Source organism: Curtobacterium uvaldense (assembly GCF_028307415.1).
Lineage (GTDB): Bacteria > Actinomycetota > Actinomycetes > Actinomycetales > Microbacteriaceae > Curtobacterium.
Genome location: NZ_JAQMHU010000033.1, coordinates 20,817 through 33,305, shown reverse-complemented (window position 1 = coordinate 33,305; position 12,489 = coordinate 20,817). Strand labels below are relative to the sequence as shown.

Annotated in this window: 22 protein-coding genes; all 22 read left to right on the top strand. The window is 67.3% G+C overall.

Translation table 11 applies throughout. The features are described from left to right. Positions 1-791 precede the first annotated feature (791 nt). Positions 792-1,100: a 30S ribosomal protein S10 gene (rpsJ, locus tag PIJ49_RS14900; RefSeq protein WP_022903286.1), complete on the top strand. Its 309-nt coding sequence runs from the start codon at positions 792-794 to the stop codon at positions 1,098-1,100. Positions 1,101-1,113: 13 nt separating this feature from the next. Continuing rightward, positions 1,114-1,767: a 50S ribosomal protein L3 gene (gene rplC, locus PIJ49_RS14895; RefSeq protein ID WP_022903285.1), complete on the top strand. Its 654-nt coding sequence runs from the start codon at positions 1,114-1,116 to the stop codon at positions 1,765-1,767. 2 nt (positions 1,768-1,769) lie between these two features. Then, complete coding sequence (gene rplD / locus PIJ49_RS14890) at positions 1,770-2,429, top strand: 50S ribosomal protein L4 (protein WP_066657033.1); 660 nt, start codon at positions 1,770-1,772, stop codon at positions 2,427-2,429. Then, a complete protein-coding gene (gene rplW / locus PIJ49_RS14885; protein WP_058742338.1) occupies positions 2,426-2,725 on the top strand; it encodes a 50S ribosomal protein L23 in 300 nt (99 codons plus the stop codon). Before rplD ends, rplW begins: the two co-directional genes overlap by 4 nt. 18 nt (positions 2,726-2,743) lie before the next feature. Then, complete coding sequence (gene rplB / locus PIJ49_RS14880; protein ID WP_058728264.1) at positions 2,744-3,583, top strand: 50S ribosomal protein L2; 840 nt, start codon at positions 2,744-2,746, stop codon at positions 3,581-3,583. Positions 3,584-3,594: 11 nt separating this feature from the next. Then, the gene (gene rpsS / locus PIJ49_RS14875; RefSeq protein WP_017885529.1) at positions 3,595-3,876 is read left to right on the top strand and encodes a 30S ribosomal protein S19; all 282 of its coding nucleotides are present in this window, start codon (positions 3,595-3,597) and stop codon (positions 3,874-3,876) included. A 25-nt stretch (positions 3,877-3,901) separates the two neighbouring features. Continuing rightward, positions 3,902-4,294 (top strand): 50S ribosomal protein L22, encoded by a 393-nt coding sequence (gene rplV, locus PIJ49_RS14870; protein ID WP_056121420.1) that lies wholly within the window; start codon positions 3,902-3,904, stop codon positions 4,292-4,294. Further along, complete coding sequence (gene rpsC / locus PIJ49_RS14865; protein ID WP_066657031.1) at positions 4,294-5,100, top strand: 30S ribosomal protein S3; 807 nt, start codon at positions 4,294-4,296, stop codon at positions 5,098-5,100. Before rplV ends, rpsC begins: the two co-directional genes overlap by 1 nt. Before the next feature lie 2 nt (positions 5,101-5,102). Continuing rightward, positions 5,103-5,522, top strand: a complete 420-nt coding sequence (gene rplP, locus PIJ49_RS14860) for a 50S ribosomal protein L16 (protein ID WP_066657030.1) — start codon at positions 5,103-5,105, stop codon at positions 5,520-5,522. Further along, positions 5,522-5,839, top strand: a complete 318-nt coding sequence (rpmC, locus tag PIJ49_RS14855) for a 50S ribosomal protein L29 (RefSeq protein ID WP_058728265.1) — start codon at positions 5,522-5,524, stop codon at positions 5,837-5,839. The genes rplP and rpmC overlap by 1 nt, the downstream gene beginning before the upstream one ends. Next, on the top strand, positions 5,839-6,123 hold the full coding sequence (rpsQ, locus tag PIJ49_RS14850; RefSeq protein WP_066657023.1) for a 30S ribosomal protein S17: 285 nt from the start codon (positions 5,839-5,841) through the stop codon (positions 6,121-6,123). Before rpmC ends, rpsQ begins: the two co-directional genes overlap by 1 nt. Before the next feature lie 31 nt (positions 6,124-6,154). Further along, complete coding sequence (gene rplN / locus PIJ49_RS14845; protein WP_017885523.1) at positions 6,155-6,523, top strand: 50S ribosomal protein L14; 369 nt, start codon at positions 6,155-6,157, stop codon at positions 6,521-6,523. A gap of 3 nt (positions 6,524-6,526) precedes the next feature. After that, on the top strand, positions 6,527-6,886 hold the full coding sequence (gene rplX / locus PIJ49_RS14840; protein ID WP_066657021.1) for a 50S ribosomal protein L24: 360 nt from the start codon (positions 6,527-6,529) through the stop codon (positions 6,884-6,886). Then, on the top strand, positions 6,886-7,476 hold the full coding sequence (gene rplE / locus PIJ49_RS14835) for a 50S ribosomal protein L5 (protein WP_066657018.1): 591 nt from the start codon (positions 6,886-6,888) through the stop codon (positions 7,474-7,476). The genes rplX and rplE overlap by 1 nt, the downstream gene beginning before the upstream one ends. 179 nt (positions 7,477-7,655) lie before the next feature. Continuing rightward, the gene (gene rpsH / locus PIJ49_RS14830) at positions 7,656-8,054 is read left to right on the top strand and encodes a 30S ribosomal protein S8 (RefSeq protein WP_065960021.1); all 399 of its coding nucleotides are present in this window, start codon (positions 7,656-7,658) and stop codon (positions 8,052-8,054) included. Positions 8,055-8,060: 6 nt separating this feature from the next. Then, positions 8,061-8,597: a 50S ribosomal protein L6 gene (gene rplF, locus PIJ49_RS14825; RefSeq protein ID WP_066657016.1), complete on the top strand. Its 537-nt coding sequence runs from the start codon at positions 8,061-8,063 to the stop codon at positions 8,595-8,597. 2 nt (positions 8,598-8,599) lie between these two features. Next, positions 8,600-8,971 carry a 50S ribosomal protein L18 gene (gene rplR / locus PIJ49_RS14820; RefSeq protein WP_066657014.1) on the top strand — a complete coding sequence of 124 codons (372 nt, stop codon included), beginning with the start codon at positions 8,600-8,602 and terminating at the stop codon, positions 8,969-8,971. Next, positions 8,968-9,741, top strand: coding sequence for a 30S ribosomal protein S5 (gene rpsE, locus PIJ49_RS14815; RefSeq protein ID WP_081985128.1), 774 nt, complete (start codon positions 8,968-8,970; stop codon positions 9,739-9,741). Before rplR ends, rpsE begins: the two co-directional genes overlap by 4 nt. Further along, positions 9,741-9,926, top strand: a complete 186-nt coding sequence (gene rpmD, locus PIJ49_RS14810; RefSeq protein WP_031273241.1) for a 50S ribosomal protein L30 — start codon at positions 9,741-9,743, stop codon at positions 9,924-9,926. The genes rpsE and rpmD overlap by 1 nt, the downstream gene beginning before the upstream one ends. Beyond that, entirely contained in the window at positions 9,923-10,387 is a 465-nt protein-coding gene (rplO, locus tag PIJ49_RS14805) for a 50S ribosomal protein L15 (RefSeq protein WP_066657012.1), read from the top strand. Before rpmD ends, rplO begins: the two co-directional genes overlap by 4 nt. Before the next feature lie 146 nt (positions 10,388-10,533). Continuing rightward, entirely contained in the window at positions 10,534-11,856 is a 1,323-nt protein-coding gene (gene secY, locus PIJ49_RS14800; protein ID WP_066657008.1) for a preprotein translocase subunit SecY, read from the top strand. Further along, positions 11,853-12,443, top strand: coding sequence for an adenylate kinase (locus PIJ49_RS14795; protein ID WP_271826945.1), 591 nt, complete (start codon positions 11,853-11,855; stop codon positions 12,441-12,443). The genes secY and PIJ49_RS14795 overlap by 4 nt, the downstream gene beginning before the upstream one ends. The last annotated feature ends 46 nt before the right edge of the window (positions 12,444-12,489 follow it).

Genomic DNA, 12,489 nt, shown 5'->3' with positions numbered 1-12,489 from the left:
CCCCCCCCCCCCCCCCCCCCCCCCCCCCCCCCCCCCCCCCCCCCCCCCCCCCCCCCCCCCCCCCCCCCCCCCCCACGATCCGTTCCTCAGGGTTCGCCGGGCTGCCCGGTCCTCCACTGCGCCGTGCCGAGCGGGCCGTTTCCGTCACGCTCGGCACCTCGACCCGACCGATCCCGCCCGCTCGGCGCGCACCGCGCGGCGTGTCCTGCCGGCTCGCGGAGCGACGGGGCCGCACCGGCGCCCGCCGGAGCAGCGCCGGCGTGACCGATCCCGGCCACCGGAGGCGCCGCCGCGAGCACACCGAGCACCTCGGGAACGCGCCCGACGCGCCCGGGGTGCGCCGTGCCTCCAGGCCGACCGGAACCCCGCCGTTCCGGGGGAGCGAGCCGCTCCGCGCCCCACGGAATCCGACGACACGCCCGGGTTGCACGCACGGACGTGCTGTGCGAGACTTGTCCGGTTCCGAATTCCGCGGGCGTTCGCGCGCGCAGGATCACTGCTCTGGCAGTGCACAACCCCTCCGTCCAGCGGAGCTGGGTTGGGCCGCAGGCAGCAGAACACGATCGAGTCCCTCGTGAGCGCCTGGCCACTGCTGTGTCCAGGTGTGGGGGAAGCGACATGCCCACGCTGGACGGCCACGGTCGCCCTGCGCGGTTGACAGGAGAACAGCGGTCATCCCCCGAGGATGCGGCCGGTTGGTTCAGGAAAACAGCCAAGCCCTGCAGGAATGCACGGTGACGGCGGCGTCAGGCGGCCCGAGGGTGCGCGGCGCAGAGAGGACAGAGAGACACATGGCGGGACAGAAGATCCGCATCCGGCTCAAGTCGTACGACCACGAGGTCATCGACACGTCGGCCCGGAAGATCGTCGACACGGTGACCCGTGCCGGTGCGACCGTGGTCGGCCCGGTGCCGCTCCCCACCGAGAAGAACGTGGTCACCGTGATCCGTTCTCCCCACAAGTACAAGGACTCGCGCGAGCACTTCGAGAAGCGCACGCACAAGCGGGTCATCGACATCGTCGACCCGACGCCGAAGGCCGTCGACTCGCTCATGCGACTCGACCTCCCGGCTGACGTCAACATCGAGATCAAGCTGTAAGGGGGACCGACCAATGGCGAACTCAACCAAGACCGTCAAGGGCCTCCTCGGCAAGAAGCTCGGGATGACCCAGGTGTGGGACGAGAACAACAAGTTCATCCCCGTCACCGTGATCGAGGTCGGCCCGAACGTGGTCACCCAGATCCGCAACGTCGAGCGCGACGGCTACGAGGCGATCCAGATCGCCGCCGGTGCCATCGACCCGCGCAAGGTGAACAAGCCGGCCGCCGGCCACTTCGAGGCTGCCGGTGTGACCCCGCGTCGCACCCTCACCGAGATCCGCACCAACGACTCCGCCGAGTACACGCTCGGCCAGGAGCTCACCGTCGACACCTTCGAGGCCGGCCAGAAGGTCGACGTCGTCGGGACGTCGAAGGGCAAGGGCTTCGCCGGTGTCATGAAGCGCCACGGCTTCGCCGGTGTGTCCGCTTCGCACGGTGCCCACCGCAACCACCGCAAGCCCGGTTCGATCGGTGCTTCGTCGACCCCGTCGCGTGTCTTCAAGGGCATGCGCATGGCCGGCCGCATGGGTGGCGAGCGCGTGACCGTCCTCAACCTCACGGTGCACGCCGTCGACGCCGAGAAGGGTCTGCTGCTCGTCAAGGGCGCCGTCCCCGGTGCGCGCGGTCGCTCCGTCTTCGTCCGCACCGCCGTGAAGGGTAAGTGATCATGGCCACCGAGACCGCAACCACGATCGACGTCCTCGACGCGACCGGAGCCGTCGCCGGCAGCATCGAGCTGCCCGCCGCGCTCTTCGACGTCGAGACCAACGTCCCGCTGATCCACCAGGTCGTCACCGCGCAGCTCGCCGCCGCGCGTCAGGGCACCCACAAGACCAAGAACCGCGGCGAGGTCCGCGGTGCTGGTCGCAAGCCGTTCAAGCAGAAGGGCACCGGCCGCTCCCGTCAGGGTTCGGTCCGCGCTCCGGAGCACACCGGCGGTGGCGTCGTCCACGGACCGACCCCGCGCGACTACTCGCAGCGCACCCCGAAGAAGATGATCGCCGCAGCCCTGCTCGGCTCGCTCTCGGACCGCGCCCGCGGTGGCCGCATCTCCGCTGTCGAGTCCTTCGTCGCGGCCGAGGTGCCGTCGACCAAGACCGCTCGCACGCTCATCGAGAAGGTCGCGCCCGTCAAGAACGTGCTCGTCGTGCTCGAGTCGGACGACGAGCTCACGCTCAAGTCGATCCGCAACCTGCCGGGTGTCCACGCACTCTCGTACGGCCAGCTCAACGCCTACGACGTGCTCAAGTCGGATGCCCTCGTCTTCAGCAAGAGCGCACTCGACGCCTTCATCGCGTCGAAGACCGCGAAGGAGATCTCCGCATGAGCGGCTTCAACAAGGACCCGCGCGACATCATCATCTCGCCGGTCGTCTCGGAGAAGAGCTACGGCCTGATCGACCAGGGCAAGTACACGTTCATCGTGGACCCCCGCTCGAACAAGACCGAGATCAAGCTCGCCATCGAGAAGATCTTCGACGTCAAGGTCGCGAGCATCAACACGCTGAACCGTCCGGGCAAGACTCGTCGCACGAAGTTCGGCCTGGGCAAGCGCAAGGACACCAAGCGCGCCATCGTGACGCTCAAGTCCGGTTCGATCGACATCTTCACGGCTGTCGGCTGAGGACCAGAGGGATAAATCATGGCTATTCGTAACTACAAGCCGACGACCCCCGGTCGTCGCGGCTCGTCGGTCGCCGACTTCGCTGAGATCACCCGTTCGACGCCGGAGAAGTCGCTGCTTCGTCCGCTGCCGAAGACCGGTGGCCGCAACAGCTCGGGCCGCATCACCACCCGCCACATCGGTGGTGGCCACAAGCGCCAGTACCGCGTGATCGACTTCCGTCGTCACGACAAGGACGGCGTGGACGCCAAGGTCGCACACATCGAGTACGACCCGAACCGCACCGCGCGCATCGCGCTCCTGCACTACGTCGACGGCACGAAGCGCTACATCATCGCGCCGAACAAGCTCAAGCAGGGCGACGTCATCGAGCAGGGCCCCGGCGCCGACATCAAGCCCGGCAACAACCTGCCGCTGCGCAACATCCCCGTGGGTACGGTCATCCACGCGATCGAGCTCCGCCCCGGTGGCGGCGCGAAGATGGCGCGTTCGGCCGGTGCCTCGGTCCGTCTCGTCGCCAAGGACGGCCCCTACGCGCAGCTCCGCCTGCCGTCGGGCGAGGTCCGCAACGTCGACGCCCGCTGCCGCGCCACGATCGGCGAGGTCGGCAACGCCGAGCAGTCCAACATCAACTGGGGCAAGGCCGGCCGCATGCGCTGGAAGGGCGTCCGCCCGACCGTGCGTGGTGTCGCGATGAACCCGGTCGACCACCCGCACGGTGGTGGTGAGGGCAAGACGTCCGGTGGTCGTCACCCGGTCAGCCCCTGGGGCCAGGCCGAGGGTCGTACGCGCAAGCCGAACAAGCCGAGCGACAAGCTCATCGTCCGTCGCCGTAACGCCGGCAAGAAGCGCAAGTAGGAGTTCAGAAGATGCCACGCAGTCTGAAGAAGGGCCCCTTCGTCGACGAGCACCTGCTCCGCAAGGTCGTCACGCAGAACGAGGCCAACACCAAGAACGTGATCCGTACCTGGTCGCGTCGCTCGATGATCGTCCCGAACATGCTCGGACACACGATCGCCGTGCACGACGGCCGCAAGCACATCCCGGTGTTCGTCACCGAGTCGATGGTCGGTCACAAGCTCGGCGAGTTCGCGCCGACCCGCACCTTCCGTGGTCACGTGAAGGACGACAAGAAGGGCCGTCGCCGCTAACGCGGCGACGCAGAGGAGGAACGAAATGGTGGAGTCGATCGCACGCGTGCGACACATCCGCGTCACGCCTCAGAAGGCCCGTCGCGTCATCGAGCTGATCCGCGGCAAGCAGGCCCACGAGGCCCTCGCCATCCTGAAGTTCGCCCCCCAGGGCGCTTCGGAGCCCGTGTACAAGCTGGTCGCCTCGGCGATCGCGAACGCACGTGTCAAGGCGGACTCGACGAACAGCTTCCTCGACGAGCGCGACCTCTACGTGAGCCGCGTCTTCGTCGACGAGGGCACGACCCTGAAGCGGTTCCAGCCGCGTGCCCAGGGCCGCGCCTTCCGCATCAACAAGCGCACCAGCCACATCACGGTCGTCCTCGCGACGCCGGACGAGGCCGAGGCTGCCGCGACGAGCAAGAAGGCGAGCAAGTAATGGGCCAGAAGGTCAACCCGTACGGCTTCCGTCTCGGGATCACGACGGACCACGTCTCGCACTGGTTCACCGACAGCACGAAGGCCGGTCAGCGCTACGCCGACTACGTGGCCGAGGACATCAAGGTGCGCGAGTACCTGAAGAAGACCCTCGACCGCGCCGGTGTCGCCCGCATCGAGCTCGAGCGCACCCGTGACCGCGTCCGCGTGGACATCCACACCGCGCGTCCGGGCATCGTCATCGGTCGCCGTGGCGCCGAGGCGGAGCGCGTCCGTGGCGAGCTCGAGAAGCTCACCAAGAAGCAGATCCAGCTCAACATCCTCGAGGTCAAGAACCCCGAGACCGAGGCCCAGCTCGTCGCGCAGGGCATCGCCGAGCAGCTCTCCGCTCGTGTCGCGTTCCGTCGCGCCATGCGCAAGGGCCTGCAGGGTGCACAGCGTGCCGGCGCCAAGGGTGTCCGCATCCAGGTGTCGGGCCGTCTCGGCGGCGCCGAGATGTCCCGCTCGGAGTTCTACCGCGAGGGCCGCGTGCCCCTGCACACGCTCCGCGCGAACATCGACTACGGCTTCTACGAGGCCCGGACCACGTTCGGCCGCATCGGCGTGAAGGTCTGGATCTACAAGGGCGACATCACGAACAAGGAGCTCGCTCGCGAGCAGGCGAACCAGCGTTCGTCGCGCCCCGAGCGTCGTGGCGGCCCGCGTGGCGAGCGCGGCGACCGTGGGGACCGCCGTGGCGGCGACCGCGGCGGCCGTCAGCAGCAGGCTCCGCAGGACGCGCCGGCCGGCGCAGGAGTTGAGGCGTAACCATGCTTATCCCCCGTCGAGTCAAGCACCGCAAGCAGCACCACCCGAAGCGTTCGGGCCAGGCGACGGGCGGCACCAAGGTGTCGTTCGGCGACTTCGGCATCCAGGCGCTCACGCCCGCCTACGTGACCAACCGTCAGATCGAGTCCGCTCGTATCGCGATGACGCGTCACATCAAGCGTGGCGGCAAGGTCTGGATCAACATCTACCCGGACCGCCCGCTCACCAAGAAGCCGGCTGAGACCCGCATGGGTTCCGGTAAGGGCTCGCCCGAGTGGTGGGTCGCCAACGTCAAGCCGGGTCGTGTGCTCTTCGAGCTCTCCGGCGTCAGCGAGGACATCGCCCGTGAGGCGCTGACCCGTGCAATCCACAAGCTGCCCCTCAAGGCACGCATCATCAAGCGCGAGGAGGGCGACGCATAATGGCGATCGGTTCCAAGGAGCTCCGTCCGACGGAGCTCGACACCTTCGAGAACGAGCGTCTCGCTGACGAGCTGAAGAAGGCCAAGGAGGAACTCTTCAACCTCCGCTTCCAGTCGGCCACCGGCCAGCTGGAGAGCCACGGTCGTCTCCGCGCCGTCAAGCGCGACATCGCACGCATCTACACGGTCCTCCGTGAGCGCGAGCTCGGCATCCGTGCCACCCCCGCGCCCGTCGAGACCGCCACCAAGGCCAAGAAGACGAAGAAGGCTGACAAGCCCGCCGAGTCGACCGAGGCCGCTACCGCCGAGGAGAACTGATGGCGAACGAAGAGAACAACTCCGCCGCCTCGACCCGCGGCTACCGCAAGACGCGTCGCGGCTACGTGACGAGCGACAAGATGGACAAGACCATCGTGGTCGAGGTCGAGGACCGCGTGAAGCACGCGCTCTACGGCAAGATCATCCGTCGCACGTCCAAGGTGAAGGCGCACGACGAGCTCGGCACCGCCGGTGTCGGCGACCTCGTCGTGATCAGCGAGACCCGTCCCCTCAGCGCCTCCAAGCGCTGGCGCCTGGTCGAGATCCTCGAGAAGGCCAAGTAGGCCCCGGCCTGCTTCGGAATAGGAGACAGCAGTGATTCAGCAGGAATCCCGCCTGAAGGTCGCCGACAACACGGGTGCCAAGGAGATCTTGACCATCCGCGTGCTCGGTGGCTCGGGTCGTCGCTACGCCGGCCTCGGTGACGTCATCGTCGCCACGGTGAAGGACGCCATCCCCGGCGGCAACGTGAAGAAGGGTGACGTCGTCAAGGCGGTCATCGTTCGCACCAAGAAGGAGACCCGTCGTCAGGACGGCTCCTACATCAAGTTCGACGAGAACGCGGCAGTGATCCTCAAGGCCGACGGCGACCCGCGCGGTACGCGCATCTTCGGGCCGGTCGGTCGTGAGCTCCGTGACAAGAAGTTCATGAAGATCATCTCGCTCGCGCCGGAGGTGCTGTAAGCCATGGCGAACATCAAGAAGGGTGACCTCGTCCAGGTCATCACGGGAGCCAAGCAGGAGCGTGGCGGCGACCGTGGCAAGCAGGGCAAGGTCATCGAGGTCCTCAAGGACAAGAACCGTGTCGTCGTCGAGGGCGTGAACTTCGTCACGAAGCACGTCCGCGTCGGCCAGACGCAGCGCGGGTCGAAGACCGGTGGCGTCGAGCAGCACGAGGCTCCGATCCACGTGTCGAACGTCGCCATCGTCGACCCGAAGACCAAGAAGCCGACCCGCGTCGGCTTCCGCATCGAAGAGGTGGAGAAGGACGGCGTCAAGAAGACCGTCCGCGTCCGCTACGCCAAGAAGTCGGGTGAGAAGCTCTGATGACCGACACGACTGCCGCGCCGGAGACCAAGGTCGAGCCGCGCCTCAAGCAGAAGTACAAGAACGAGATCAAGGCTGCCCTCACCGAGCAGTTCGGGTACGCGAACGTCAACCAGGTCCCCGGCCTGGTCAAGGTCGTCGTGAACACCGGTGTCGGTGAAGCAGCTCGTGACTCGAAGGTCATCGAGGGGGCCGTCAAGGACCTCACGGCGATCACGGGTCAGAAGCCGGTCGTGACGAAGGCCCGCAAGTCCATCGCGCAGTTCAAGCTGCGTGAGGGTCAGGCCATCGGCGCGCACGTCACCCTCCGTGGTGACCGCGCGTGGGAGTTCATCGACCGCCTCGTCACCCTCGCACTGCCCCGCATCCGCGACTTCCGCGGGCTCAGCGACAAGCAGTTCGACGGCAACGGCAACTACACGTTCGGTCTCACGGAGCAGTCGATGTTCCACGAGATCGACCAGGACCGCATCGACCGCGTGCGTGGCTTCGACATCACCGTCGTGACCACCGCGAAGACGGACGACGAGGGCCGCGCGCTGCTCCGCCAGCTCGGCTTCCCGTTCCGTTCGGCCGACCAGACGGTCTAAGCTAGTCCGGGCGCTGCGGGCCGGAGGATTCACGTCCTCCGGCCCGCACGCACGAACACCGGCCGACGGCGACAGCCGCCGGCCCCCAGGTCTCCGGGATCCGCTCGGAGACCACCCGATCGCTCAGGTCGGCATTCGTGGAACGGGTGTCGAAACCAGGCGAAGAATGGACGACCATCATGACGATGACCGATCCGGTCGCAGACATGCTGACCAGATTGCGGAACGCGAACTCGGCGCACCACGACGCCGTCTCGCTCCCCAGCTCCAAGCTGAAGAAGAACATCGCCGAGATCCTCAAGCGCGAGGGTTACATCAGCGAGTGGAAGATCGAGGACGCCCGCGTCGGGCAGACCCTCACGATCGACCTGAAGTACGGCCCCGAGCGCGAGCGTTCGATCGCCGGCATCAAGCGCGTCTCGAAGCCCGGTCTCCGGGTCTACGCGAAGTCGACGGAGCTCCCCCAGGTCCTCGGTGGCCTCGGCGTGGCGATCCTCTCGACCTCGTCGGGACTGCTCACCGACCGTGAAGCCGAGCAGAAGGGCGTGGGTGGGGAAGTCCTCGCCTACGTGTGGTGATCGACAATGTCTCGAATCGGACGTCTTCCCATTGACATCCCCGCGGGTGTGACCGTCGCCATCGACGGCCAGACCGTCGCGGTCAAGGGCCCGAAGGGCGAGCTCGCGCTCACCGTCGCAGAGCCCATCCAGGCCAAGGTCGAGGAGAACCAGGTCCTCGTCACCCGTCCGGACGACGAGCGCAGCTCGCGTGCGCTGCACGGCCTGACCCGCACCCTCATCGCGAACAACATCGTCGGCGTGACCCAGGGCTACTCCAAGGGCCTCGAGGTCGTCGGTACCGGTTACCGCGTCGCGGCGAAGGGCAGCAACGTCGAGTTCGCGCTCGGCTACTCCCACCCCATCACGGTCGAGCCGCCGGCGGGCATCAGCTTCGCCGTCGAGGGCAACAACAAGCTCACCGTGTCGGGCATCGACAAGCAGGCCGTCGGCGAGGTGGCTGCCAACATCCGCAAGCTGCGCAAGCCCGAGCCCTACAAGGGCAAGGGTGTCCGCTACGCGGGCGAGATCGTGCGCCGCAAGGCCGGAAAGTCAGGTAAGTGATCATGGCTCTCGGTATCCGAGGAAAGAGCAAGTCGGCCGCCAAGGCGCGCCGTCACAACCGTCTCCGCAAGAAGATCACCGGCACCGAGGCGCGTCCGCGTCTCGCCGTCACCCGTTCGTCGCGTCACGTGTTCGTCCAGGTCATCGACGACGCGAAGGGCCACACCCTGGCCAGCGCGTCGACGATGGAGGCCGACCTCCGTTCGTTCGACGGCGACAAGACGGCCAAGGCCCGTCGCATCGGCGAGCTCGTCGCCGAGCGTGCGAAGGCCGCTGGCGTCGAGGCCGTGGTCTTCGACCGCGGTGGGAGCAAGTACGCCGGTCGCGTCGCCGCGATCGCCGATGGTGCCCGTGAAGGAGGGCTGAACCTGTGAGCGACATCGCGAACAACAACGAAGCGGCCGAGACCGAGACCGCTGCTGCGACGGAGACCGTCGCCAAGGCCGCGGCCGGCAAGGAAGCGGAAGCCCCTGCCGTCGCCGAGCGTCCGGTCGAGACCGCCGCGGGCTCCGCGTCGAACAACCGCGACAACGCCGACCAGCGCGGCCGTCGTGGTGGCGGGCGTGACCGTCAGCAGGGTCGTGACCGCAACAACCGCGGTGGCGACAGCCAGTTCCTCGAGCGCGTGGTGACCATCAACCGCGTGTCGAAGGTCGTCAAGGGTGGTCGTCGCTTCAGCTTCACGGCGCTCGTCGTCGTCGGTGACGGCAACGGCCTCGTCGGTGTCGGCTACGGCAAGGCGAAGGAAGTCCCCACCGCGATCTCGAAGGGCGTCGAGGAGGCGAAGAAGAACTTCTTCCGCGTCCCGCGCGTCGGCAACACCATCCCGCACCCGGTGCAGGGTGAGGCCGCTGCCGGTGTCGTGCTCCTGCGTCCGGCCGCTGCCGGTACCGGTGTCATCGCCGGTGGTCCGGTCCGCGCCGTGCTCGAGTGCGCCGGCATCCACGACGTCCTGAGCAAGTCGCTCGGCTCGTCGAACACCATCAACATCGTGCACGCGACCGTCGAGGCGCTGCAGCAGCTCGAGGAGCCCCGCGCGGTCGCGAGCCGTCGTGGCCTCGACGTCGACCGGGTCGTCCCGGCCCGTCTGCTCCACGCCGAGGCTGCGGCGCTGCGTGCCGCGACCGAGAAGGCAGGTGCGTGATGGCGATGCTGAAGATCACGCAGACGAAGTCCGTTATCAGCGAGAAGCAGTACCAGCGCGACACCCTGCGCAGCCTGGGCCTCAAGCGCATCGGCCGTACGGTCCTGCGTGAGGACAACGCCCAGAACCGCGGGTACATCGCGACGGTGGCGCACCTCGTGAAGGTCGAGGAGGTCGACGCATGAGCGACGAGAAGAACGAGCGGGTCCAGGTGCTGAAGCTGCACCACCTCCGTCCGGCTGCCGGTTCCAAGAAGGACCGCACCCGTGTCGGCCGTGGTGAGGGCTCGAAGGGCAAGACCGCCGGCCGTGGTACCAAGGGCCAGAAGGCTCGTTACCAGGTCAAGGTCGGCTTCGAGGGTGGGCAGATGCCGCTGCACATGCGCACCCCGAAGCTCCGCGGGTTCAAGAACCCGTTCCGCGTCGAGTACCAGGTCGTGAACCTGGACAAGATCGCGGAGCTCTACCCCAACGGTGGCGACGTCACCGTCGCGGACCTGGTCGCCAAGGGCGCCGTCCGCAAGAACGAGAAGGTCAAGGTTCTCGGTCAGGGTGACATCAGCGTGAAGCTCACGGTCTCGGTCGACAAGGTCTCGGCGTCCGCCGCTGAGAAGATCGTGGCTGCTGGCGGAACCGTCTCCCAGTAACCCCCGTCGGCGGCCCGTGCGTTTGCGCACGGGCCGCCGTTACGGTTTCCTTGACAGTGGCTGACGTCCGTCGGCCAGGTCGGCGCTGCCGATCGACACCGTGAAGACCCCGATCGGGTCGCCGGTCCCAGAAGTTCGGAGTCCTCGTGTTCAGAGCGGTCGCGCGCATCATGCGCACCCCAGATCTTCGCAAGAAGATCGGCTTCACCCTCGCGATCATCGCGCTGTTCCGTCTCGGGTCGTACATCCCCGCGCCGTTCGTCGACTACGCCGCCGTGCAGAGCTGCCTGGCGAGCGCCGGCTCCTCGGGTGGGCTCTACGACCTCATCAACCTCTTCTCCGGCGGCGCGCTGCTGAAGCTGTCGGTCTTCGCGCTCGGCATCATGCCGTACATCACGTCGTCGATCATCGTGCAGCTCCTGCGCGTGGTGATCCCGCACTTCGACGCCCTCTACAAGGAGGGCCAGTCCGGCCAGGCGAAGCTGACGCAGTACACGCGCTACCTCACCATCGCGCTCGGTGTCCTGCAGTCGACCACCCTCATCACGGTCGCGCGCTCGGGTGCCCTCTTCGGCACGAACGCGTCGGCGTCCTGCTCGTCGATCATCTCGAACGACAGCTGGTACGCGATCATGCTCATGGTGGTCACGCTGACCGCCGGTACCGGCCTGATCATGTGGATGGGCGAGCTCGTCACCGAGCGCGGCATCGGCAACGGCATGTCGCTGCTCATCTTCACGTCCATCGCCGCGCAGTTCCCGTCGGCCCTGTGGGCGATCGAGCAGTCGCAGTCCTTCGAGCTCTTCCTGTTCGTCATCCTCGTCGGTCTGGTCATCATGATGGCCGTCGTCTTCGTCGAGCAGTCGCAGCGACGCATCCCGGTGCAGTACGCCAAGCGCATGGTCGGGCGCCGCACCTACGGCGGCAACAACACCTACATCCCGATCAAGGTGAACATGGCCGGCGTCGTGCCCGTCATCTTCGCCTCGTCGCTGCTGTACCTGCCGGCCCTGGTCGCGCAGTTCAACCAGCCCTCGGACGGCTCGGAGCCGGCCGCCTGGGTGACCTGGATCCAGAACAACCTGACCTCGGGTGACAACTGGTTCTACATGGTCCTGTACTTCCTGCTCATCGTCGGGTTCACGTACTTCTACGTCGCGATCACCTTCAACCCCGAAGAGGTCGCCGACAACATGAAGAAGTACGGCGGCTTCATCCCGGGCATCCGGGCCGGCCGTCCGACGGCCGAGTACCTCGACTTCGTCCTGACCCGGGTGACGTTGCCCGGCTCGCTCTACCTCGGTCTCATCGCGCTCATCCCGCTGGCAGCACTGGCGCTGTTCGGCGCGAACCAGAACTTCCCGTTCGGCGGCGCGAGCATCCTCATCATCGTGGGTGTCGGTCTCGAGACCGTGAAGCAGATCGACTCGCAGCTGCAGCAACGTCACTACGAAGGGCTTCTCCGTTGAGCGCACGCCTCATCATCGTCGGACCTCCCGGAGCCGGGAAGGGCACCCAGGCCGGTCGCATCGCCGAGGGCTTCGGCGTCCCCGCGATCTCCACGGGTGACATCTTCCGCAAGAACGTCTCCGACGGCACACCGTTGGGCGTGCAGGCCAAGGCGATCATGGACGCGGGGAACTACGTCCCCGACGAACTGACGAACGAGCTCGTCAAGTCGCGCCTCGCCGAGCCGGACGCCGAGCAGGGCTTCCTGCTCGACGGCTACCCCCGCACGGTGGGCCAGGTCGAGTACCTCGACGCGCTGCTCGCGGAGCAGGGCGCCGCGATCGACGCCGTCGTGCAGCTCGTCGCCGACCAGGACGCGCTCGTCGCGCGGCTCCTGAAGCGCGCCGAGGACCAGGGGCGCAGCGACGACAACGAGGAGACCATCCGGCGTCGCCAGGAGGTCTACTCGGAGCAGACCGCGCCGATCGTCGCGGCGTACGCCGAGCGCGGTCTCGTGGTCGACGTGGACGGCCTCGGCGGCATCGACGAGGTCGGGGACCGCATCCAGGCGGCGCTCAGCTCGCGCGGCCTCACCGCGGGCGTCTGACACCCCTCGTGCGTCGTCGCAAGCCCTCGATCTACAAGTCGCCGGA

Coding starts and splice junctions, on each gene's coding strand:
- rpsJ (WP_022903286.1), top strand. CDS start 792: ATGGCGGGACAGAAGATCCGCATCCGGCTCAAGTCGTACGACCACGAG.
- rplC (WP_022903285.1), top strand. CDS start 1,114: ATGGCGAACTCAACCAAGACCGTCAAGGGCCTCCTCGGCAAGAAGCTC.
- rplD (WP_066657033.1), top strand. CDS start 1,770: ATGGCCACCGAGACCGCAACCACGATCGACGTCCTCGACGCGACCGGA.
- rplW (WP_058742338.1), top strand. CDS start 2,426: ATGAGCGGCTTCAACAAGGACCCGCGCGACATCATCATCTCGCCGGTC.
- rplB (WP_058728264.1), top strand. CDS start 2,744: ATGGCTATTCGTAACTACAAGCCGACGACCCCCGGTCGTCGCGGCTCG.
- rpsS (WP_017885529.1), top strand. CDS start 3,595: ATGCCACGCAGTCTGAAGAAGGGCCCCTTCGTCGACGAGCACCTGCTC.
- rplV (WP_056121420.1), top strand. CDS start 3,902: ATGGTGGAGTCGATCGCACGCGTGCGACACATCCGCGTCACGCCTCAG.
- rpsC (WP_066657031.1), top strand. CDS start 4,294: ATGGGCCAGAAGGTCAACCCGTACGGCTTCCGTCTCGGGATCACGACG.
- rplP (WP_066657030.1), top strand. CDS start 5,103: ATGCTTATCCCCCGTCGAGTCAAGCACCGCAAGCAGCACCACCCGAAG.
- rpmC (WP_058728265.1), top strand. CDS start 5,522: ATGGCGATCGGTTCCAAGGAGCTCCGTCCGACGGAGCTCGACACCTTC.
- rpsQ (WP_066657023.1), top strand. CDS start 5,839: ATGGCGAACGAAGAGAACAACTCCGCCGCCTCGACCCGCGGCTACCGC.
- rplX (WP_066657021.1), top strand. CDS start 6,527: ATGGCGAACATCAAGAAGGGTGACCTCGTCCAGGTCATCACGGGAGCC.
- rplE (WP_066657018.1), top strand. CDS start 6,886: ATGACCGACACGACTGCCGCGCCGGAGACCAAGGTCGAGCCGCGCCTC.
- rpsH (WP_065960021.1), top strand. CDS start 7,656: ATGACGATGACCGATCCGGTCGCAGACATGCTGACCAGATTGCGGAAC.
- rplF (WP_066657016.1), top strand. CDS start 8,061: ATGTCTCGAATCGGACGTCTTCCCATTGACATCCCCGCGGGTGTGACC.
- rplR (WP_066657014.1), top strand. CDS start 8,600: ATGGCTCTCGGTATCCGAGGAAAGAGCAAGTCGGCCGCCAAGGCGCGC.
- rpmD (WP_031273241.1), top strand. CDS start 9,741: ATGGCGATGCTGAAGATCACGCAGACGAAGTCCGTTATCAGCGAGAAG.
- rplO (WP_066657012.1), top strand. CDS start 9,923: ATGAGCGACGAGAAGAACGAGCGGGTCCAGGTGCTGAAGCTGCACCAC.